Origin of the sequence: Enterobacter sp. MGH 16 (assembly GCF_000493175.1) — a bacterium.
In the GTDB taxonomy this organism is placed as follows: Bacteria; Pseudomonadota; Gammaproteobacteria; order Enterobacterales; family Enterobacteriaceae; genus Enterobacter; species Enterobacter roggenkampii.
In genome coordinates, this window is sequence record NZ_KI535695.1 from 4,294,661 (window position 1) to 4,314,512 (window position 19,852).

A 19,852-nucleotide genomic window follows, 5' to 3' on the forward strand; every position below is an offset into this window, starting at 1 on the left:
TGCCTGGCGGCTTTAGCGCGGTGGTCCCACCTGACCCCATGCCGAACTCAGAAGTGAAACGCCGTAGCGCCGATGGTAGTGTGGGGTCTCCCCATGTGAGAGTAGGGAACTGCCAGGCATCAAACAAGAAGAACCCCGTACCGAAAGGTGCGGGGTTTTTTGCTTTGTGCGTCAGAAATCATGCCGGATGGCGGCTTCGCCTTATCCGGCCTACAAAACCTGTAGGCCCGGTAAGCGCAGCGCCACCGGGCATGGCAGACCGCACGATCCCACGGTAAAAAGAAGCAAGAATACTAAAGAAGGGATTTATAAACGCAGAAAAGCAAAAACCCAGCCATAGGCTGGGTTCTTTAAATAGTGGTGCCCGGACTCGGAATCGAACCAAGGACACGGGGATTTTCAATCCCCTGCTCTACCGACTGAGCTATCCGGGCAACGGAGCGCATTAAACCGCAATCGCGCCTTATCGTCAACATTATTTCGGGGAAAGCTGTTCAATTGCTTAACTTTGCGGCAATCTGATGGTTTACGCGTCGAATACGTCAAATTTAACAGGTTCGCTTACGTTAACGCCCCGCCCATACGGCACTGAGCAAAGCGCAGAATATCTTCCGCCAGTCGGTGCGCCGTATCCACATCGGCCTGGCTACGGTTCACCAGCATGCGGCTCAGGCAGCCCTCCAGCACCAGCTCCATCTGTTTCGCCACCATTGCCGGGTCATCCACTTCAAGACGGGTCAGCAGCTCGTGAGTGAAGTCATGCGCAGCCCGTTTTTGCTGCTCCGCCAACTGATGGACAGGATGGTCGGGATCGGGATAGAACGTACAGGCCGCAATAAACAGGCAGCCCGGATAGCGGTTGTTGCTGACACATTCCGTCAGGGCGGTATAGCGCGCCAGAAGCTTTTGTTCCGCAGTCAGTTCTTCATTCAGCATCAGCTGCCTGCGCCAGATATCAACCTGCTGGCTGAGATAGCGCAGAGCATCATAAACGAGCGCCTCTTTATCCGGCCAGAAGCGCTTAAGATCATCCAGGGGGTAATCGATACGGTCGGCTACCATCTCAAGCGTGGTGCTGGCGATCCCATAAATCTCAAGTAATTGCAGGGCTTGTCCCAGTACGTCTTCACGTTGCACGGTTATCTCCTCCGCTATTCCCAACGGTATGTTCCGTTTAAAGTGTTGTTTACGGTTGGCGATTGCGCAAATGCGCGCTAAATGCCGCTGCATCCATAAACCCGGTTACACGCTGTTCTGGCTGCTCCTGACCCTGTTGATTGAAGAACAGAATGGTTGGCAGCCCGAGCACGTTAAGCTGTTTTAGCAGAGCCTTATCCTGCGCATTATTGGCGGTTACGTTCGCCTGGAGCAGAACCGTCTCTTTCAGGGCGTTTTGTACCTGAGGATCGCTAAAGGTGTATTTTTCAAACTCTTTGCAGGCGACGCACCAGTCGGCATAGAGATCGAGCATCACCGGCTTGCCTTTCGCCTGTGCGAGCGCGCTGTTGAGCTCATCGACGTTCTTAATCTGCATAAAGTTCAAATGCGCCTGCGTCTGGCCGACCGGCGAGCCGAACGCCCAATCCTGCAGAGGACGCACGCTCACCAGCGCGGCGGCGAGCAGGAGAATTTGCACCAGGCGCATCCACGCTTTTTTGGCTCCCAGACTGACGATAAATGCCCAGGAGAAGAACGCTACGCCGAGCATCGCCCACAGGCGAGTGCCCCAGACGTCACCCGTAATGCGTTCCAGCAGGAACACCGGCAGCGCCAGAATCACAAAACCAAATGCGGTTTTCACCGTCTCCATCCACGGGCCGCTCTTCGGCAGCAGGCGGTTGCCAAAAACCGTGACCAGAATCAGCGGCAGGCCCATGCCCAGCGCGTAAAGGTACAGCGTACCGCCGCCGAGCCACAGATTGCCGCTCTGGGCAATATAGAGCAGGATGGCGCTCAGCGGGGCAGTGGTGCAAGGGGAGCAAATCAGTCCGGCGATGGCCCCCATCATAAACACGCCGCCTGCCGAACCACCCTGCTGACGATTGCTCATCAGCGTTAAGCGGGTTTGCAGAGCTGACGGTAACTGCAGCGTGAACAGGCCAAACATCGACAGTGCCAGCAGGATAAATATCGCCGACAGGCCAATCAGCACGTACGGGTGCTGAAGTGCGGCCTGGAACTGCAACCCGGCAGCGGCGACCACAAGGCCGAGCGCCGTGTAGGTCAGCGCCATACCCTGCACGTAAATAAAGGCCAGCAGCAGCGCGCGTGCGGTGGAAAGGCGCTGTTTGCCGCCCATCACGATGCCAGAGATGAGCGGATACATCGGCAGCACGCAGGGGGTAAAGGCAATGCCAATGCCAATCAGTAAGGCCCACAGCGCGGAGAACGGAAGGTCAGCGGTATCCTCATGCTTCTCGCCTGAAGGAAGAGGTGAAATCGTGGGCGACGCTTTCACCTCACTAAGCGGAACCACCTTTGTTTCCGGCGGATAGCAGAATCCGGCATCCGCGCACCCCTGATAGGTCACCGTCAGGGTCGCGCCTTTATCCGCCTGGTTCACCGTAACGGGCACGCCCAGGCGCTGGCGATAGATTTCGCTTTTGCCGTAAAACTCATCTTCATGCCACTCGCCAGCGGGCATCTGTAATGCGCCCACGCTGGCCTGAGCAGGCGTAATGCTCACCTGTTTGCGATAGAGGTAATAGCCCTCTTTCACCTGCCAGTTGAGCGTAAGGTCGTGCTGGTTTTGCTGGAAATCGAAAACAAACGCCCGATCGGCAGGAATGAAGTTCGAACGGCCGGGCGCGTCAAACAGCCCGGCAAAAACCGATGTGCTGCAAAGCAGCAGGATCAGCGTAAGGAAGCGTTGAGCCATGAGAGATAGTCGTTATCGCCATGAACCACTGGCAAGACCAGCAGTTCCGGGGTTTGGTAGGGATGATGAGATTTGAGGCAGTCCAGGAGTGCCTGCTGATTCGCCAGATTGGTTTTAAGCAACATCTGGACTTCGTACTCTTGCTCCAGCTTACCTTCCCAATAGTAAAGAGAGGTAGCGCCGGGGAGCAGCGTGACGCAGGCTGCCAGTTTTTCGGCCAGCACTTTGGCGGCGAGATCCTGGGCAGAAGCTTCATCAGGGGCGGTGCACAGTACGACAACGGCATCAGGCGTGTTCACAAGTCGACCTCCTCATCACGAAAGTCTTCACTATATCACGCAAGACGATTGGTCATTAATGAAACGGGCCGCTGAGCGGCCCGATTTTAACTATTTTTACAACGGCTAACCGTTTACAGCACAATGCCGCCGATGATAAAGCCGAGGACCACGCAAAGCGTAATCGCCACCACGCCCGGGATGAGGAACGCGTGGTTAAACACGTACTTACCGATACGGGTTGAGCCGGTGTCGTCCATCTCCACCGCCGCCAGCAGGGTTGGGTAGGTTGGCAATACGAACAGGGCAGAAACCGCCGCAAAAGAGGCAATTGCCGTCAGCGGCGTCACACCCAGCATCAGCGCCGCAGGCATCAGCGCTTTGGTGGTCGCCGCCTGGGAGTAAAGCAGAGTAGCCGCGAAGAACAGCACGACAGCCAGCAGCCACGGATAGTTGTGCAGCAGGTCACCAGCGACGGTCTGGATATCACTGATGTGCGCTTTCACGAAGGTATCACCAAGCCACGCCACACCCAGTACGCACACGCAGGCGCTCATACCGGATTTGAAGGTGCTGGCGTTCAGCACTTCGCTGGTATCAATTTTACAGGTGATGCTAATCAGCGTCGCGATGGTCAGCATGAACACCACAATCGCTTCGTTACGCGGCAGGACAGGGTTCTGGATCAGCCCCACGGTATCGCTGATGGCGGTCGCATAGAACATGACGGCGACAATACCAATCAGGAACAGCAGCACGGAGCGTTTCGCATGTGGCTTCAGTTCGAAGACCTGGCTGCCGCGCAGGCTCACTTCACCTTTTGCCAGACGCTCCTGATAAACCGGATCGTCTTTCAGTTCAGCACCGAGGAAGTTACACAGCACGGCGGTAATCATCACCGCAATCAGCGTCACCGGAATGCAGATCGCCAGCAGCGTCAGGTAGCTCACGCCCATCGGCTCCAGGATACCGGCGAAGAAGACCACCGCCGCGGAAATCGGCGAGGCGGTAATCGCGATCTGGGACGCGACGACGGCAATAGAGAGCGGACGCGACGGACGGATACCCTGTTCTTTCGCCACTTCGGTAATCACCGGTAACGTGGAGAAAGCGGTGTGGCCAGTACCGGCGAGAATGGTCATAAACCAGGTCACCAGCGGAGCAAGGAAGGTTATGTATTTCGGGTGGCGGCGTAGCATGCGCTCCGCCAGGCTCACCAGGTAGTCCATACCGCCTGCCACCTGCATGGCGGCAATAGCGGCAATGACTGCCATGATGATTTCGATAACGTCGAACGGGATTGCGCCGGGTTTAATCTGAAAGATAAGGGTAAGAACGAGCACTCCAAGACCGCCGGCAAAACCGATGCCGATACCCCCGAGTCGTGCTCCCAAATAAATCGCCAACAAGACGATGACGAGTTCTGCTCCAAACATAAGGACCTGCCTTGCTTATTAACAAGTTGATATTGAATTGTTGTATTTTGGTAACGCCTAAAAAGAAAAAAGGCACGTCACAAGTGACGTGCCTTAAGAAGCCTAGCCTGAACGGTTACTGTTCGCTTTCATCGGTATATCGTTTCGCTTTATAGGCCGGGTGCATCAGGTTCTGGGCTGAGAAAATATCGTCCAGCTCGGCTTCGGTCAACAGCCCGCGCTCCAGCACCACTTCACGCACGCTCTTACCGGTTTCGGCGCAAATCTTACCGACGATGTCGCCGTTATGGTGCCCGATGAACGGGTTGAGGTAGGTGACGATCCCGATGGAGTTATAGACATAACCCTCGCAGACTTCTTTATTCGCCGTGATGCCGTTGATGCATTTTTCCAGCAGGTTGTAGCAGGCGTTGGTCAGAATGTGGATAGATTCAAACATCGCCTGGCCAATGACTGGCTCCATCACGTTCAGCTGCAGCTGGCCCGCTTCAGAGGCCATGGTCACGGTCGTATCGTTACCGATGACTTTGAAGCAAACCTGATTCACTACTTCTGGCACGACCGGGTTCACCTTGGCTGGCATGATGGACGAACCTGCCTGCAGTTCTGGCAGGTTGATTTCGTTCAGGCCAGCGCGCGGGCCGGAAGAGAGCAGGCGCAGGTCGTTACAAATTTTGGACAGTTTCACCGCCAGACGTTTCAGCGCGCTATGTACCATGACGTAGGCACCGCAGTCGGAGGTTGCTTCAATCAGGTCTTCTGCAGGCACAACCGGCAGGTTGGACACTTCAGCCAGCTTCTGTACCGCCAGCTGCTGATAGCCATCCGGGGTGTTCAGACGCGTACCGATGGCGGTAGCGCCCAGGTTCACTTCCAGCAGCAGCTCGGAGGTGCGCAGCAGATTTTTAGTCTCTTCGTTCAGCAGGACGTTAAACGCGTGGAATTCCTGGCCGAGGGTCATCGGCACCGCATCCTGCAGCTGGGTACGACCCATTTTCAGAATGTCCTGGAACTCAACCGCTTTACGCTGGAAGCCATCACCCAGTTGGTTGATCGCATCCACCAGTTTCACCACGGAGGCATACACCGCGATACGGAAGCCGGTAGGGTAGGCGTCGTTGGTGGACTGGCATTTGTTGACGTGGTCGTTCGGGTTCAGGTACTGGTATTCACCTTTCTGGTGACCCATCAGCTCCAGGCCAATGTTTGCCAGTACTTCGTTGGTATTCATGTTGACGGAGGTGCCCGCGCCGCCCTGATAGACGTCAACCGGGAACTGATCCATGCATTTGCCGTTGTTCAGCACTTCATCGCAGGCTGCGATAATCGCATTTGCCGCGCTTTTAGGAATGGTTTGCAGCTCTTTGTTGGCCAGGGCTGCGGCTTTCTTCACCATCACCATGCCACGAACAAACTCAGGGATGTCGCTGATTTTGCTGTTGCTGATGTAGAAGTTTTCAATCGCTCTCAGAGTGTGGACACCGTAGTAGGCATCCGCTGGAACTTCCCTGGTACCCAACAAGTCTTCTTCGATACGAATGTTGTTTAACATGTGAACCTTCTTTTCAAGCTGCCGATGGATTGTACTAAACACACAGTATTTATGTGGTTTTGAATATTTTCTGACCGACGATTATTCCCTCAATCAGCCAGATGCTCGAGATCATATGCTGATGATAGCGAATTGCCGTAAGCTGGATCACTTATTATCGAGCCGATTCCATGATAATTATTAATCTGTGAAATGGGTCACCGCTTTAATATTTCCAAAAAAAATATCCGTGCAAACTGATTGAATTTTCGCTAACCGTCACCATCTCATACAAACGCGTGTCGCGAACACATTCAGACAGGGGCCGATGGCCTCTGCCACACAGGAGATGCCAGTGCGCTGGATACCGTTTATTGCTTTCTTTCTCTATGTTTACATTGAGATTTCCATTTTCATCCAGGTTGCCCATGTGCTGGGCGTCCTGCTGACGCTGATTCTGGTGATTTTCACCTCCGTCATCGGCATGTCGCTGGTGCGTAATCAGGGTTTCAAAAATTTCCTGATAATGCAGCAAAAGATGGCCGCAGGCGAAAGCCCGGCGGAAGAGATGATCAAAAGCGTGTCGTTGATTATTGCGGGGCTGCTGCTAATTCTGCCCGGGTTCTTCACCGACTTCCTCGGCCTTCTGCTGCTTCTGCCGCCGGTGCAAAAGCACCTGACCATGAAGCTGCTGCCGCATCTGCGCTTTAGCCGTATGCCGGGCGGTGGGTTCAGCACCGGGCCAGGCGACACGTTTGAAGGGGAATATCAGCGTAAGGATGAACAGCACGACCGTCTGGATCACAAAGACGATCGGTGATTTTGTTGCCCGGTGGCGCTTCGCTTACCGGGCCTACTAAAGCGCCAGCCACAACACCGCCAGCATGACGATGGCGTACATACTTTTCCACCCCACCATTGCCAGCAACAGCAGGCACAGTAGCCCCCCGACAAGCGCCAGTGCTTTATAACGGCCTTTCAGCAGACGACAACCTGCCAGCATGCACAGCAGGTAGATCATGATGAAAATGCCATTGGCGTAGACGAGCAGCGTATCCAGATTAACCTTCAGGGCGTAAATGCACAGCGTACTCACCACGCAGCAGCCCAGTACGGCATTCAGGGCATTCAGCGGCAGCTGGCGTTTAGACAGCCGCGCGAGGCGGTTATCAGGTCTGTAAAGCGCCTGAGACCACACCAGACGGGCAAAGCTCTGGATATAAATGTTAAGGCTGGCAAAACAGGCCAGATAGCCGATAACGCAGGCGATCCACAGCGCTTTCACACCAAACAGTTCAACCACGATACCCGGCAGCGATGCCGCGGCGGCGAGATCGGCTCCGAAAGCCTTGAAGTGCAACACCAGCACGGTACACGCCCAGTACACCGTGCCTGCCAGCAGCAGGCCGATCATCAGTGCGCGGGGGAAATCACGTTCAGGCTGCTTAAATTCCGACGCCAGATGGGCAAAGGCTTCCAGACCGACAAAACACCAGAACATGACGGAGAGCGCGGCAAAAAGCTGTGAGTGGTCGACGTCTGTCACGGCCGGGAAGGGAATCTCTTTTACGGTGATATCGCCCGCCCACCAGATAGCGGCAACGAGCGCGACAATCAGCACCGCAACCAGTGTCTGCAGGTTGGCGCTGGAGCGGGCTCCGCGTGAACCCACCCACCAGACGATAGCCAGCGTACCCAGTTCGGCCAACAGCAACTGCTCGTCATGCCAGCCAAACAGCGCCTGGCCAAAGCCGGTTGCAATGTGCAGCGCCGCAGGAAGCCCAACCGGAATAACGGAGAGAAACAGCCAGCCGGTCACACGCTCCAGTCGCGGGCCAAATGCCAGCCCGACAAAATGCGCCACGCCGCCCGCGCTGGGGAAATGCCGCCCCAGGATGGCAAACACAATGGCAATCGGGAAAACCAATACAATCAGAACGGGCCACGCCCACAGACTGTTATTTCCGGCTACCAGTGCCGCCAGTGCAGGTACGGCGAACACGCCCGTTCCTAACAAGGAGGTTGAGAGCAGGCCGACGCCCTGCGCCAGCCCCAACTCCTGCTTGAGTCCACTCATTGACATCGTCCTGCCAATTCCAAAAGAGAGGCGATGGTAACACTTTCGCAAAATTTTTTTTCAACTCCCCCTTGAAGGGGTAAAAAGCTATCCCCATCTCTCAGGGCACTAGTCGGAAAACCGCATGCGGGCCGGCGTCATCCATAACTGATAATGACTTTCTCAAAGGAGAGCTATCAATGAGTATTCGTCCGTTACATGATCGTGTGATCGTCAAACGTAAAGAAGTTGAAACCAAGTCTGCTGGCGGCATCGTTCTGACCGGTTCTGCAGCAGCCAAATCAACGCGTGGCGAAATCATCGCTGTCGGTAAGGGCCGCATCCTGGAAAACGGAACTGTGCAGCCACTGGACGTTAAAGTTGGTGACATCGTAATTTTCAACGATGGCTACGGCGTGAAATCCGAGAAGATCGACAATGAAGAAGTGTTGATCATGTCCGAGAGCGACATTCTGGCAATTGTTGAAGCGTAATTTACGCACGAGAATTTGAGGAAATAAGAACATGGCAGCTAAAGACGTAAAATTCGGTAACGACGCTCGTGTAAAAATGCTCCGCGGCGTAAACGTACTGGCAGATGCAGTTAAAGTGACCCTGGGCCCGAAAGGCCGTAACGTAGTGCTGGATAAATCCTTCGGCGCGCCAACCATCACCAAAGACGGTGTTTCCGTAGCACGTGAAATCGAGCTGGAAGACAAGTTCGAAAACATGGGTGCGCAGATGGTGAAAGAAGTGGCCTCTAAAGCGAACGACGCTGCAGGCGACGGTACCACCACCGCGACCGTTCTGGCGCAGGCCATCATCACCGAAGGTCTGAAAGCCGTTGCTGCGGGCATGAACCCAATGGATCTGAAACGTGGTATCGACAAAGCTGTCGCCTCCGCTGTGGAAGAACTGAAAGCGCTGTCCGTACCGTGCTCTGACTCTAAAGCGATTGCTCAGGTTGGTACCATCTCCGCTAACTCCGACGAAACCGTAGGTAAACTGATCGCGGAAGCGATGGACAAAGTCGGTAAAGAAGGCGTAATCACCGTTGAAGACGGTACCGGTCTGGAAGACGAACTGGACGTGGTTGAAGGTATGCAGTTCGACCGCGGTTACCTGTCCCCATACTTCATCAACAAGCCAGAGACTGGCGCTGTTGAGCTGGAAAGCCCGTTCATCCTGCTGGCTGACAAAAAAATCTCCAACATCCGCGAAATGCTGCCAGTGCTGGAAGCCGTTGCGAAAGCAGGCAAACCGCTGGTTATCATTGCTGAAGATGTTGAAGGCGAAGCGCTGGCGACCCTGGTGGTCAACACCATGCGCGGCATCGTGAAAGTGGCTGCGGTTAAAGCACCTGGCTTCGGCGATCGTCGTAAAGCGATGCTGCAGGATATCGCTACCCTGACCGGCGGTACCGTCATCTCTGAAGAGATCGGTATGGAGCTGGAAAAAGCGACCCTGGAAGACCTGGGCCAGGCGAAACGCGTTGTGATCAACAAAGACACCACCACCATCATCGATGGCGTGGGTGAAGAAGCCGCTATTCAGGGCCGCGTAGGTCAGATCCGTAAGCAGATCGAAGAAGCGACTTCCGATTACGACCGTGAAAAACTGCAGGAGCGCGTAGCGAAACTGGCAGGCGGCGTTGCGGTAATCAAAGTCGGTGCTGCGACCGAAGTTGAAATGAAAGAGAAAAAAGCGCGCGTTGACGATGCCCTGCACGCGACCCGTGCTGCGGTAGAAGAAGGCGTGGTTGCGGGGGGTGGCGTTGCGCTGGTGCGCGTTGCCGCTAAACTGGCTGGCCTGACCGCTCAGAACGAAGACCAGAACGTGGGTATCAAAGTTGCGCTGCGCGCAATGGAAGCGCCTCTGCGTCAGATCGTGTCTAACGCCGGTGAAGAGCCATCTGTGGTAGCAAACAAGGTTAAAGCGGGCGAAGGTAACTACGGTTACAACGCTGCAACTGAAGAATACGGCAACATGATCGACTTCGGTATCCTGGACCCAACTAAAGTGACCCGTTCTGCTCTGCAGTACGCGGCCTCTGTTGCTGGTCTGATGATCACTACCGAATGCATGGTGACCGACCTGCCTAAAGGCGATGCGCCTGACTTAGGTGCTGCTGGCATGGGCGGCATGGGTGGAATGGGCGGCATGATGTAATCATGTTGTTCTGAACCTCTCAGAACGAACCCCGGGCAGAAATGCCCGGGGTTTTTTATTGCGTGCTATTCGAAAGTCCCTTTGACACACACGGCACCTTCACGCACCATCTGGCGGCCTTTGGCCCAGACCTCGCGAATCTTCAGATCGTCCGTCAGTACCAGGAAATCCGCGTCGCATCCGGGCGCGAGCCGTCCCTTATGCTCCAGCCCGAGAAACGCCGCCACGTTTCGCGTAAAGGGAAGAAGCGCCTCTTCCAGCGGCAGCTGATGCCGGCTGACCAGCTGCTGCAGCGTTTCGAGCAGGGATTCGAACCCCGCCACGCCCATCCCCACCAGATTGCCGCTCTCATCAAATTTCGGCTGACTGCCGTTGCCGTCCGAACTGAGCGTAAGCCGGTTAAACGGCACCTGCGCCTCGCGGGCCATCACGATGGCGCTGGCGGCGTCAATCGGTTCACTGATGCTGGTCGTGATGTCGATAAAGCCGCCTTCGCGGGCATAGCTCAGCGCGGCAAGGAACAGCGCCTGGGCGCGGTTTACGTGCGTTGGCAGCAGTTTCACGCGCGGAACGTCGGCGTTATTCAGGATGCTAAACAGCGGCTCCAGCAGCTTTGGGCTGTTGCCGAGGTGAAACACGGAAATACCCGCTTTGGCACCCAACAGCCCGCCTACGCGTGACTGGGCAGCCATACTGGCGAGCTGGTCCTCGGCTGGCGCGGAAGAACGATGGTCAGAGATCGCGCATTTCACGCCAATGATTTTATCAATCAGCGCCACGTCTTTTTCGACACTGCCGGTGATGGTCGGCGAAGGCAGCCCGTACGCCCCCGTCAGCATCCATGCGCTGATCCCTTCATGCTCAAGCGCCCGCGTTTTTGCCAGCAGCGATTCAGGATGCCGGGTCACGCCGTCGGTGCCTAGCAGGCCAACAACCGAGGTGATGCCTGCGGCAACGAGTGCAGACAGGCGAACCTCTGGCGTGCGGGTGTGAGGGCCCGCCTCACCGCCGCCACCGATCAAATGCACATGCTGGTCGATAAACCCCGGGCAAACCACCGCCCCAGCCAGATCGCTTTCCGGGCAGTCTGGCCTCGTTGTTCCGTGGTTCGCTTTTTCGATCGCCACGATTTTTCCCGCAGCGATCAGCAGATCGCAACGTCCCTTATCCTCCGGGGCGTAGAGATGTGCGTTGCGGAAAAGGTGAGGGTTCAGCACTGAAAAATCCATTTTTATCTCCTCAGAAGAGTAGCTGCATCACCCACATTGAGAGCAGGGCATTAATGACACAAAGAGTAATAATATGCGGATAATATTTCGGGTTTACGCCGGCGGTACCCAGGCAGCGGCCGGTGTTTTGCACCGGATTGCCCATCAGGTAGATGGCGGGCAGCAGGATGGTGGCATCGTGGCCGTTGAGCGTGCCGGCGGCGACCAGGCTGGCGCAGACGCCCACGCCGCCGCCCATACTCATCACCGAGGCCAAAAGAACCGTTGCCGCCGCACCCGGAAGGCCCCACAGCGCCATAATTGGCTCGCATATCTTGCCGACTATATCCAGCAGGCCGGTGACCTTGAGCGCCTGAATGATGACAAACGCCATGACGACGTTCGGCAACAGGCTGGTGGTGGCGATGGTAAAGCCGCGCCGGGCGCCATCAATAAACATATCCATGATATTTTTACGCGGCTGGGCGATCATGTTCTTCCTCCTGAATGCGGCGATCTTCCATGTGGGCGATCCACAGGCGCAGGACGTTCGCGCCAACGAATTTAAACATCAGAATAACGGCCAGCGGCGTAATCACCGGGATGGTGATAACGGTGAAGAGCGCGGCACCGGAAGAAAAATAGTTGGTAATGATGGCGCTACCGCTGGTCTGAAAGGTGGCGAAAATAGCGCGCTCCTGGTCCGTAATCGCGCCTTCATCGGTTAACTCTTTGGTCATCCCTGCCGCCGCATCGGTGTTTTGCAGGTTGGCTATCAGCGCCAGGGAGCAAACGCCCGGCACACCAAGCAGCGGACGTAAAATGGGGGTCATAAGCTGCTGTGCGGCACGCAGCCCGCCCAGACCTTCGGTGACGGCAATGATACCGAGCGATAAAATGACCGAGGGAGCCAGCTCAAGGGCAAAGAGGAAACCGTCTTTCGCCCCCGTTCCGCCCGTTCCGCGAAACGTCAGAGCGCCGTTGACCGGGCCAAAGCTGCCGTTTAAGACGGTAAAATCCAGCACGCGCCACCATTCGGTGCTTTTGGCGAAAAAGCCCGAGAAAAAAACGATGGTAAGTACAAACGCCACATAACCCACCCATGTCACTTTTTCCTCTCCTGAGGATGATGCACTCATAAAACCTCCTTTTTTAGTCGCGTACAAAAGTTGTACGTTGCATCACTAAAAACGATCGGGGGCTAAAACACGATATCCCAAAGGTTATTATCAGAATTCATTTAAGATGTCGGAGGAGTGCCTCGCGGAATCTGGCTCGCAGAAATGCGCGGGGGTTTTTCTTTTAGTCATCTTTTAGGTATAAGATTTACACACGGACAATTACTGTCCAGCTTATTGAAAACGAGGAATAACATGCGCGTAAAAGTCTGTGCAGGGATTGTAGGGGCAGCATTGCTGCTGGCGGGTTGTAGCTCCAGCAATGAGCTGTCGGCAGCGGGCCAGGGCGTTCGCTTTGTGGAAGATAAGCCTGGCAGTGAATGCCAGCTGTTAGGCACGGCAACCGGTGAACAAAGTAACTGGATGTCGGGTCAGCACGGTGAGGAAGGCGGTTCTATGCGCGGAGCGGCGAATGCCCTGCGTAATCAGGCTGCGGCAATGGGCGGCAACGTGATTTACGGCGTAAGTAGCCCAACGCAGAGTATGCTGTCCAGCTTCGTGCCGACCGCCAGCCAGATGACGGGCCAGGTCTATAAGTGCCCGAACTGATGTAATGTGCTAATGGCGCTGCGCCCGGCCCTGTAGGGCGGGTAAGCGTAGCGCCACCTGCCTTTTTAGTGCTGCCGCAGCTGCAAATCGAGCGGCGTCTTGCTCGGCTCTCCGCCAATCTCGCGTGCCAGCTTCGGCACCATATAGCCTGAAACCAGCGTTAACAGTTCGCGCATAATCTGCCGGGCTTCTTCATCCGTCACCATGAAATGCGCCGCGCCCTGAACGCGATCCAGCACGTGCAGGTAATACGGCATCACGCCCGCATCAAACAGAGCATTGCTCAGATCGGCCAGCACGCGGGCGCTATCATTCACGCCGCGCAGCAGCACGCTCTGGTTCAGCAGCGTCACGCCCGCTTTACGCAGTCGCGCCATCGCCGCGCGAAACGCATCGTCAATTTCGTTCGCATGGTTAATATGATTCACCAGCAGCACCTGCAGGCGGGATTGCTCCAGGCGTGCCACAAGGCCGTCGGTGATACGTGCCGGAATGACAATCGGTAAGCGGCTATGAATGCGCAGGCGCTTAATGTGCGGGATGGCTTCAAGCTGAGTCAGCAGCCAGTCCAGCTCATGATCTTTCGCCATCAACGGGTCACCGCCGGAAAAAATAATCTCATCCAGTTCCGGATGGGCGGCGATATAGTCCAGCGCGACCTGCCAGTTGCGTTTATTGCCCTGGTTTTCGGCATAGGGGAAGTGCCGACGGAAGCAATAACGACAATTTACCGCACACCCGCCTTTTACCAGCAGCAGGGCGCGGTTGTGATATTTGTGCAGTAAACCCGGCACCACGCTGTTCTGCTCTTCCAGCGGATCGGTGCTGTATCCCGGCGCAGTAATGAATTCATCCTGCGAAGTAAGCGTTTGTTTTAATAGCGGATCGTCGGGGTTGCCTTTCTCCATCCGCGCCACAAACGCACGGGGAACGCGCAGGGCGAAAAGGCGCTTTGCCTCGCGGCCTGCAAGCAACTCTGGGTGCTGATCGAGGTCTAAAAGACGCAGCAATTCATCAGGACTGGTGATTACATCGGCAAGTTGCGATAACCAATCTTCTCTGGACGGGGTGTTTAGGGTTACAATATGCGCCATTTTGTGGCTTAGCTACCAGTTAACAAATTTAGAGGGCCTTATGGCAACGTACTATAGCAACGATTTTCGTGCTGGTCTTAAAATCATGATGGACGGCGAACCGTACGCGGTTGAAGCCAGCGAATTCGTTAAACCAGGTAAAGGCCAGGCATTCGCACGCGTTAAGCTGCGCCGTCTGCTGACCGGTACCCGTGTTGAGAAAACCTTCAAGTCTACTGACTCTGCAGAAGGCGCTGATGTTGTTGATATGAACCTGACCTATCTGTACAACGATGGCGAGTTCTGGCATTTCATGAACAACTCCACTTTCGAACAGCTGTCTGCTGATGAGAAAGCGGTAGGTGACAGCGCTAAATGGCTGCTGGATCAGGCTGAGTGCATCGTGACCCTGTGGAACGGCCAGCCTATCGCAGTGACCCCACCAAACTTCGTAGAACTGGAAATCGTTGAAACCGATCCAGGTCTGAAGGGTGATACCGCAGGTACCGGCGGTAAGCCAGCCAAACTGTCTACCGGCGCAGTGGTGAAAGTGCCACTGTTCGTACAGACTGGCGAAGTGATCAAAGTGGATACCCGCTCCGGCGAATACGTATCCCGCGTGAAGTAATTTACGTATGATTGAAGGCGCAGCGACCGCTGCGCCCGATTTTTTGCAGGCAGGGATGATGAAACGTACCGTTAAAATTCTGCTTCTGTTAGCGCTCTCCAGTGCATTGCTTTCTGGCTGTAACACCACGCGTGGAATGGGACAAGATATCCAGGATCTGGGTCATATCATTTCTCACGCCGCCAGCTAAGTTCGTCTAATTTTCCTAAAAATGCTTCCTCTTCCGTCAACCGGCGGGATTTTGTCTATTCTTAAGTTGCTATACACAAAACAACTTTGGCTATAAAAGGAAGATATTATGGTTAAGAAGACAATTGCAGCGATCTTTTCAGTCCTGGTACTTTCTTCAGTGTTAACGGCCTGTAATACCACGCGTGGCGTCGGTCAGGATATTTCTGAAGGTGGTAGCGCAATCTCTGGTGCGGCAACAAAAGCTCAGCAGTAATGAATAAACGGTACGGGACCAGCCGGGTTTCGTACCGTCAGCTTTCTGATTCCTGCAGGGATAAGAACGGAGAAAAACGCGTATCCATATGTAATTTCATGCGGATATTGCGTTTATAGGTATAAACCGTTTTTCCGTTGATGCTCAGGTGAGCGGCAATTTTTTGATTGCTCGCGCCGTCCATCCATAACGTCAGCACCTTCTCTTCCTGTCGGGTCAGCAAAGGGGCTGCCGCCGTTGGCCTGTCAGCGCTGGCGCGCGAAATTAACGCGTCGTTGATAACCGTTGCCACCTCTTCGAGACTGGCATTTTTCAACAGCGACGACCAGACTGGAAACTTACCAAGCCAGTCGGTCATGCCGCTGTCCTCTCCCGACTGCAGCAAAATAAACGGTAATCGTTCACTGGCGTTAAGCAGGGAAGAGAGCTGCTGAAAATGGTGAATATCCTGCCTGAAGCCGTACAGGTCAGCGATAACCAGCGTTGGTTTCCATTGCAGAATGTGTTCTCTGGCAAGAAACAGATTATTCAGCCCGGTCACTACGTAGTGTCCCGGGAACAAACCGGAATGATTGAGCCATGCTTCAAACCCCGCGCGGGTGAAGTGACAACGGTCAATCAAAAGAATTTTGAACATATTTTATTCGCAGTCGGCTAGTGGTTTGGCTTCCTGCCATCAGAAAGCACATCATCATAGAGAAGTCGGATGAGTGCTAAAAGCCGGAACTCCGCGCCATACTGCGGCTATTTCTTGCCTTAACGTGTTTAGCAAAAAAGGATTGAAAAAAAATAGCACGCTAACCACAATAGGTGGCGTAATCTCTGCCTTACGGGACGACCCGTAAGCGTTTCTTTCACCGGGGACGGCCCCAACTTGCATTAAGTTAAGGAGCCTGACATGTCCTGGATCATTCTTTTTATTGCTGGCCTGCTCGAAGTGGTATGGGCGATTGGTCTCAAGTACACCCACGGATTTACCCGCCTGACGCCCAGCGTCATTACCGTTACCGCCATGATAGTCAGTATTGTTCTGCTATCCTGGGCGATGCGCTCTTTGCCTGTGGGAACGGCTTATGCCGTCTGGACGGGTATTGGCGCGGTGGGGGCCGCCATCACCGGCATTCTGCTGCTCGGCGAGTCAGCGAGTCTGGCGCGTATCGCCAGCCTCGCATTGATTGTGGCCGGGATCGTTGGGCTTAAGCTCAGCACCCACTAATGGGGCTGATTTACCCAGATAAGTTTTGATACATCAAACCCTTGCCGGGTCGCGACGTCCAGCATCTGCTGCTTCATTTCGGGTGAAATAGTTGGCGTGCGGGAGAGTATCCACAGGTAGTCGCGATCCGGCCCACAGACCAGCGCATGGCGATACGCTTTGTCGAGCGCTATCACGTTATAACCGCCATAAAACGGACCAAAGAAAGAGACCTTAAGCGCGGCCCGTCGCGGGTCTCCAGTGAAGTACGCTTTTCCCACCGACTGCTGCCACATCTCCCGATCGGGATTATAGCCCCGGTTGATCACCTGAATACCGCCATCATCCATCGGACTGTAATTCGCCGTGACCTTCACTAAACCCTGCTCAAACCGATGGTCGAGGCGCGCGATTTCATACCATGTTCCAAGGAAGCGTTGTGCATCAAAAGGCGTGACGACGGTGACGCCAGGAGGCGGGGTAGGGGAACTGCAGGCAACCACTAAAAACGCGGCTGTCACCGCGGCAATAACAGGCAGAATGCGCATAGGAGTTTCCTTACTGTTTTTTGTTAAGTGTAGATGACAGCAGGAAAAATGCGGAAGATTGTGCGGCGAATTTCGCCGCACACTGTGGTTTTGTAGGCCGGGTAAGGCGAAGCCGCCACCCGGCAATGTTTTACTGCAGCGCGTCGAGGATACGGTATGCCGCCTCAACGCGTGCCGGGTTCGGATAGCTTTTATTCGCCAGCATCACAATGCCGAGCTGCTTTTCAGGAATAAATGCCACGTAGCTGCCAAACCCGCCCGTCGAGCCTGTTTTATGGACCCAGGAGGCCTTGACCGGCGGCGCGGGTGGATTCACTTCTGCCACGGGCAATGGTGCCAGCGCCACCTTGTTATCACTGCCTCCGACGACGGTTTTGGCATCGACCGGCCAGTTGAGCATCTCCCAGCCCAACCCCTGATACATGGCCCCCACGCGCCAGTAGCGAGACTGCGCCAGAGCAATGCCTTGCTTGAGTGAGGGAGCCTGAAGAGAATCCGGCTTCATGTTGGCTATCACCCAGCTCGCCATATCCTTCACGTTAGTTTTTACGCCATAGGCTTCCGCGTCCAGCATCCCTGGCGAAACGTGGACCGCTTTACCCTCACGGTATCCCCAGGCGTAATGCGCCTCTTCCGCTTTCGGGACGTTAATCCAGGTATGGTCCAGCTTGAGGGGTTTAAAGACCCGCGTCGTCATGGCCTGCTCATAGCTCATGCCGGAAGGTTTAACCGCCAGCGCACCAAAAAGACCGATGCTGGCGTTAGCGTAAAGACGCGTGGTGCCCGGCTTCCACTGCGGCTGCCAGTTTTGATAAAAGCGCAGCAGAGAAGCGGTATCCGTGACCTCATCCGGCACCTGTAACGGCAGACCGCCTGCGGTATAGGTTGCCAGATCCAGCATGCGAATGCCCTGCCACTGCTTGCCCGTGAGCTCAGGCCAGTATTTTGCTACCGGATCGCCCAGCGCTACTTCACCCCGGGCAATGGCATCGCCGCCCAGTACGCCGGTGAAGGTTTTACTTATAGAGCCCAGCTCAAACAGGGTTTGCGGGGTGACGGGTTTGTTCGCCGCAACATCGGCTTTACCGAAGGTAAAGTAGTGTGGCTGACCCTGATAAATTACCGCCACCGCCATACCCGGAATGGCCTGCGCGTTCATCAGCGGCGTAACGGTACGTTCCACCACCTCAGCCAGCTGTTTTTCGGACATCGGTGCGGCGAATGCAGCGCTGGTGACGCTGAGCAGCAGGGCACAGCTTAGGGATTTTGTCATCATCGGTTATCTTCCGTAATAGCAGTTCAAGGGAGTGTCCGGGCCCGTCAGACCGCTGTAGTCTGTTGGATTTGACTGTGGCTGACAAACGGTTAAATTTAGCATTAGCTGTTAATTTTTCTAACGGATGGGGCCATGACCCGCAGCTATCTTCCGCTTAATTCGCTTCGCGCCTTCGAAGCTGCCGCAAGGCACCTCAGTTTTACGCATGCCGCTATTGAGCTGAATGTCACCCATTCCGCGATTAGCCAGCACGTAAAGGCGCTGGAGCAGCATCTTAATTGCCAGCTGTTTGTCCGCGTTTCCCGTGGGCTGATGCTGACCACGGAAGGCGAGAATTTGCTGCCGGTGCTGAATGACTCGTTCGACCGAATTGCCGGAATGCTGGATCGCTTTGCCAGCCAGCGCGCCCAGGAGAAGCTAAAAATTGGCGTGGTGGGTACCTTTGCTACCGGGGTGTTATTCTCGCAGCTCGCTGACTTTCGTCGCTGCTATCCGCATATCGATCTTCAGCTGTCGACGCACAACAATCGTGTCGATCCGGCAGCCGAGGGGCTTGATTACGCCATTCGTTATGGCGGCGGGGCGTGGCACGGCACGGAAGCGACGTTTCTCTGTTCTGCGCCGCTTGCGCCGCTTTGCACGCCTGACATTGCAGCCGCGTTGCACACCCCTGCCGATATCCTGAAGTTTACCCTGCTGCGTTCTTACCGGCGCGACGAGTGGACCGCCTGGATGCAGGCCGCGGGAGAAAACCCGCCTTCACCGACGCACCGGGTAATGGTATTTGATTCGTCCGTGACCATGCTGGAAGCCGCGCAGGCAGGTACGGGCATCGCGATTGCACCTGTCGATATGTTCACCCATCTGCTGAACAGTGAGCGCATTGTGCAACCCTTCGCGACGCAGATTGACCTTGGCAGCTACTGGCTCACGAGGCTGCAGTCACGCGCAGAAACGCCCGCAATGCGCGAGTTTGCTCAATGGCTGGTGGGGAAGATGCAGAAATAAAAGGCCCGCCGGATGGCGGGCCAGAGGCGTCAGATAGTGATCACGGCAATCAGCGTGACCACGGTCAGGATGGTCGCCAGACCGTAGAATACCCATTTCCCGCTCGGTACATGGATTTTCAGGTCATGCATCGCATGGTGAATACGGTGCAGGCCACACCACAGCGGCAGGACGATCATCAGGAAGATGAATACGCGACCAATAAAGCTGCTCGCGAATGCCAGTACGCGTTCGTAGCTCAGCGCATCGCCCGGGAACAGCCCCAGCGGCAGCATAATGCCCACCAGCAAAATGATGACGGGGGCAATGATGGCACTCCACATGCCGCCTGCGCCAAAGAGGCCCCAGAAGACCGGCTCGTCAGAACGTTTTGGATTTGGATTGATCACAATAGTC

The 19,852-nt window shown here is 55.3% G+C and carries 23 protein-coding genes, 1 tRNA gene and 1 rRNA gene; 10 read left to right on the top strand and 15 right to left on the bottom strand.

The genetic code is table 11. The features are described from left to right. The first annotated feature begins 2 nt into the window (after positions 1–2). A 5S ribosomal RNA gene (gene rrf / locus L362_RS02865) occupies positions 3–118 on the top strand. A gap of 240 nt (positions 119–358) precedes the next feature. Here the strand turns inward: rrf and L362_RS02860 are convergent. The 6 genes from L362_RS02860 to aspA all read right to left on the bottom strand — a co-directional run bounded on the left by L362_RS02860 (position 359) and on the right by aspA (position 6,144). After that, positions 359–434: transfer RNA gene (locus L362_RS02860), tRNA-Phe, on the bottom strand. Positions 435–561: 127 nt separating this feature from the next. Further along, positions 562–1,137, bottom strand: coding sequence for a transcriptional regulator (locus L362_RS02855; protein WP_008502952.1), 576 nt, complete (start codon positions 1,135–1,137; stop codon positions 562–564). A 49-nt stretch (positions 1,138–1,186) separates the two neighbouring features. Further along, positions 1,187–2,878, bottom strand: coding sequence for a protein-disulfide reductase DsbD (locus tag L362_RS02850; RefSeq protein ID WP_023345291.1), 1,692 nt, complete (start codon positions 2,876–2,878; stop codon positions 1,187–1,189). Continuing rightward, positions 2,854–3,177, bottom strand: coding sequence for a divalent cation tolerance protein CutA (gene cutA, locus L362_RS02845; RefSeq protein WP_014168278.1), 324 nt, complete (start codon positions 3,175–3,177; stop codon positions 2,854–2,856). Before cutA ends, L362_RS02850 begins: the two co-directional genes overlap by 25 nt. A gap of 113 nt (positions 3,178–3,290) precedes the next feature. After that, the gene (locus tag L362_RS02840) at positions 3,291–4,592 is read right to left on the bottom strand and encodes an anaerobic C4-dicarboxylate transporter (protein ID WP_008502949.1); all 1,302 of its coding nucleotides are present in this window, start codon (positions 4,590–4,592) and stop codon (positions 3,291–3,293) included. Positions 4,593–4,707: 115 nt separating this feature from the next. Beyond that, positions 4,708–6,144 (bottom strand): aspartate ammonia-lyase, encoded by a 1,437-nt coding sequence (gene aspA, locus L362_RS02835; RefSeq protein WP_003855923.1) that lies wholly within the window; start codon positions 6,142–6,144, stop codon positions 4,708–4,710. A gap of 334 nt (positions 6,145–6,478) precedes the next feature. On the opposite strand from aspA, the gene L362_RS02830 reads away from it, so the two are divergent. Further along, positions 6,479–6,943, top strand: coding sequence for an FxsA family protein (locus L362_RS02830; RefSeq protein WP_023616652.1), 465 nt, complete (start codon positions 6,479–6,481; stop codon positions 6,941–6,943). A 36-nt stretch (positions 6,944–6,979) separates the two neighbouring features. Here L362_RS02830 and yjeH read toward each other — a convergent pair whose 3' ends face one another. Then, complete coding sequence (gene yjeH, locus L362_RS02825; RefSeq protein WP_023326536.1) at positions 6,980–8,200, bottom strand: L-methionine/branched-chain amino acid transporter; 1,221 nt, start codon at positions 8,198–8,200, stop codon at positions 6,980–6,982. 179 nt (positions 8,201–8,379) lie between these two features. Here yjeH and L362_RS02820 point away from each other — a divergent pair, with 179 nt between their 5' ends. Beyond that, positions 8,380–8,673, top strand: coding sequence for a co-chaperone GroES (locus L362_RS02820; RefSeq protein ID WP_003855929.1), 294 nt, complete (start codon positions 8,380–8,382; stop codon positions 8,671–8,673). A gap of 31 nt (positions 8,674–8,704) precedes the next feature. Next, on the top strand, positions 8,705–10,348 hold the full coding sequence (groL, locus tag L362_RS02815; RefSeq protein WP_008502946.1) for a chaperonin GroEL: 1,644 nt from the start codon (positions 8,705–8,707) through the stop codon (positions 10,346–10,348). A 65-nt stretch (positions 10,349–10,413) separates the two neighbouring features. Here the strand turns inward: groL and iadA are convergent, their stop codons facing one another. The 3 genes from iadA to L362_RS02800 are packed head-to-tail and all read right to left on the bottom strand — an operon-like array spanning position 10,414 to position 12,695. Beyond that, a complete protein-coding gene (iadA, locus tag L362_RS02810) occupies positions 10,414–11,577 on the bottom strand; it encodes a beta-aspartyl-peptidase (RefSeq protein WP_023345292.1) in 1,164 nt (387 codons plus the stop codon). A 10-nt stretch (positions 11,578–11,587) separates the two neighbouring features. Continuing rightward, positions 11,588–12,049, bottom strand: a complete 462-nt coding sequence (locus tag L362_RS02805; RefSeq protein WP_023293466.1) for a YjiG family protein — start codon at positions 12,047–12,049, stop codon at positions 11,588–11,590. After that, positions 12,030–12,695, bottom strand: a complete 666-nt coding sequence (locus L362_RS02800) for a nucleoside recognition domain-containing protein (RefSeq protein WP_023345293.1) — start codon at positions 12,693–12,695, stop codon at positions 12,030–12,032. Before L362_RS02800 ends, L362_RS02805 begins: the two co-directional genes overlap by 20 nt. Before the next feature lie 234 nt (positions 12,696–12,929). Here L362_RS02800 and L362_RS02795 point away from each other — a divergent pair, with 234 nt between their 5' ends. Beyond that, positions 12,930–13,283, top strand: coding sequence for a DUF4156 domain-containing protein (locus L362_RS02795; protein ID WP_008502942.1), 354 nt, complete (start codon positions 12,930–12,932; stop codon positions 13,281–13,283). A 65-nt stretch (positions 13,284–13,348) separates the two neighbouring features. Here L362_RS02795 and epmB read toward each other — a convergent pair whose 3' ends face one another. After that, complete coding sequence (gene epmB / locus L362_RS02790) at positions 13,349–14,377, bottom strand: EF-P beta-lysylation protein EpmB (protein ID WP_023345294.1); 1,029 nt, start codon at positions 14,375–14,377, stop codon at positions 13,349–13,351. A gap of 40 nt (positions 14,378–14,417) precedes the next feature. On the opposite strand from epmB, the gene efp reads away from it, so the two are divergent. The 3 genes from efp to ecnB all read left to right on the top strand — a co-directional run bounded on the left by efp (position 14,418) and on the right by ecnB (position 15,429). Continuing rightward, positions 14,418–14,984 (top strand): elongation factor P, encoded by a 567-nt coding sequence (gene efp, locus L362_RS02785; RefSeq protein ID WP_008502940.1) that lies wholly within the window; start codon positions 14,418–14,420, stop codon positions 14,982–14,984. A 58-nt stretch (positions 14,985–15,042) separates the two neighbouring features. Then, positions 15,043–15,174 (top strand): entericidin A/B family lipoprotein, encoded by a 132-nt coding sequence (locus tag L362_RS0123255; protein ID WP_024907352.1) that lies wholly within the window; start codon positions 15,043–15,045, stop codon positions 15,172–15,174. 108 nt (positions 15,175–15,282) lie between these two features. Further along, entirely contained in the window at positions 15,283–15,429 is a 147-nt protein-coding gene (ecnB, locus tag L362_RS0123260; protein WP_003025482.1) for a lipoprotein toxin entericidin B, read from the top strand. A gap of 37 nt (positions 15,430–15,466) precedes the next feature. Here the strand turns inward: ecnB and L362_RS02780 are convergent, their stop codons facing one another. After that, positions 15,467–16,066 carry a helix-turn-helix transcriptional regulator gene (locus L362_RS02780; protein WP_021240725.1) on the bottom strand — a complete coding sequence of 200 codons (600 nt, stop codon included), beginning with the start codon at positions 16,064–16,066 and terminating at the stop codon, positions 15,467–15,469. A gap of 261 nt (positions 16,067–16,327) precedes the next feature. On the opposite strand from L362_RS02780, the gene sugE reads away from it, so the two are divergent. After that, positions 16,328–16,645, top strand: a complete 318-nt coding sequence (sugE, locus tag L362_RS02775; RefSeq protein ID WP_008502938.1) for a quaternary ammonium compound efflux SMR transporter SugE — start codon at positions 16,328–16,330, stop codon at positions 16,643–16,645. On the opposite strand, the gene L362_RS02770 is transcribed toward sugE, so the two are convergent. Continuing rightward, positions 16,642–17,172, bottom strand: coding sequence for a lipocalin family protein (locus L362_RS02770; RefSeq protein ID WP_023345295.1), 531 nt, complete (start codon positions 17,170–17,172; stop codon positions 16,642–16,644). The two genes, sugE and L362_RS02770, sit on opposite strands and share 4 nt — an antisense overlap. A gap of 130 nt (positions 17,173–17,302) precedes the next feature. Then, positions 17,303–18,448, bottom strand: a complete 1,146-nt coding sequence (locus L362_RS02765) for a cephalosporin-hydrolyzing class C beta-lactamase MIR-17 (protein WP_023345296.1) — start codon at positions 18,446–18,448, stop codon at positions 17,303–17,305. A gap of 132 nt (positions 18,449–18,580) precedes the next feature. Between L362_RS02765 and ampR the strand changes: the two genes are divergently transcribed. Then, the gene (gene ampR / locus L362_RS02760) at positions 18,581–19,456 is read left to right on the top strand and encodes a LysR family transcriptional regulator AmpR (RefSeq protein ID WP_023345297.1); all 876 of its coding nucleotides are present in this window, start codon (positions 18,581–18,583) and stop codon (positions 19,454–19,456) included. 29 nt (positions 19,457–19,485) lie between these two features. On the opposite strand, the gene frdD is transcribed toward ampR, so the two are convergent. Further along, positions 19,486–19,845 (bottom strand): fumarate reductase subunit FrdD, encoded by a 360-nt coding sequence (frdD, locus tag L362_RS02755; protein ID WP_008502934.1) that lies wholly within the window; start codon positions 19,843–19,845, stop codon positions 19,486–19,488. Positions 19,846–19,852: the final 7 nt, after the last annotated feature.

Excerpts from the sequence above, each read along its gene's own strand:
- L362_RS02840 (WP_008502949.1), bottom strand. The coding sequence starts at position 4,592 with ATGTTTGGAGCAGAACTCGTCATCGTCTTGTTGGCGATTTATTTGGGA.
- epmB (WP_023345294.1), bottom strand. The coding sequence starts at position 14,377 with ATGGCGCATATTGTAACCCTAAACACCCCGTCCAGAGAAGATTGGTTA.
- groL (WP_008502946.1), top strand. The coding sequence starts at position 8,705 with ATGGCAGCTAAAGACGTAAAATTCGGTAACGACGCTCGTGTAAAAATG.
- L362_RS02770 (WP_023345295.1), bottom strand. The coding sequence starts at position 17,172 with ATGCGCATTCTGCCTGTTATTGCCGCGGTGACAGCCGCGTTTTTAGTG.
- yjeH (WP_023326536.1), bottom strand. The coding sequence starts at position 8,200 with ATGAGTGGACTCAAGCAGGAGTTGGGGCTGGCGCAGGGCGTCGGCCTG.
- L362_RS02820 (WP_003855929.1), top strand. The coding sequence starts at position 8,380 with ATGAGTATTCGTCCGTTACATGATCGTGTGATCGTCAAACGTAAAGAA.
- aspA (WP_003855923.1), bottom strand. The coding sequence starts at position 6,144 with ATGTTAAACAACATTCGTATCGAAGAAGACTTGTTGGGTACCAGGGAA.
- ecnB (WP_003025482.1), top strand. The coding sequence starts at position 15,283 with ATGGTTAAGAAGACAATTGCAGCGATCTTTTCAGTCCTGGTACTTTCT.
- efp (WP_008502940.1), top strand. The coding sequence starts at position 14,418 with ATGGCAACGTACTATAGCAACGATTTTCGTGCTGGTCTTAAAATCATG.
- L362_RS02850 (WP_023345291.1), bottom strand. The coding sequence starts at position 2,878 with ATGGCTCAACGCTTCCTTACGCTGATCCTGCTGCTTTGCAGCACATCG.
- iadA (WP_023345292.1), bottom strand. The coding sequence starts at position 11,577 with ATGGATTTTTCAGTGCTGAACCCTCACCTTTTCCGCAACGCACATCTC.
- L362_RS02765 (WP_023345296.1), bottom strand. The coding sequence starts at position 18,448 with ATGATGACAAAATCCCTAAGCTGTGCCCTGCTGCTCAGCGTCACCAGC.
- L362_RS0123255 (WP_024907352.1), top strand. The coding sequence starts at position 15,043 with ATGAAACGTACCGTTAAAATTCTGCTTCTGTTAGCGCTCTCCAGTGCA.
- sugE (WP_008502938.1), top strand. The coding sequence starts at position 16,328 with ATGTCCTGGATCATTCTTTTTATTGCTGGCCTGCTCGAAGTGGTATGG.
- ampR (WP_023345297.1), top strand. The coding sequence starts at position 18,581 with ATGACCCGCAGCTATCTTCCGCTTAATTCGCTTCGCGCCTTCGAAGCT.
- L362_RS02780 (WP_021240725.1), bottom strand. The coding sequence starts at position 16,066 with ATGTTCAAAATTCTTTTGATTGACCGTTGTCACTTCACCCGCGCGGGG.
- L362_RS02805 (WP_023293466.1), bottom strand. The coding sequence starts at position 12,049 with ATGATCGCCCAGCCGCGTAAAAATATCATGGATATGTTTATTGATGGC.
- L362_RS02795 (WP_008502942.1), top strand. The coding sequence starts at position 12,930 with ATGCGCGTAAAAGTCTGTGCAGGGATTGTAGGGGCAGCATTGCTGCTG.
- L362_RS02800 (WP_023345293.1), bottom strand. The coding sequence starts at position 12,695 with ATGAGTGCATCATCCTCAGGAGAGGAAAAAGTGACATGGGTGGGTTAT.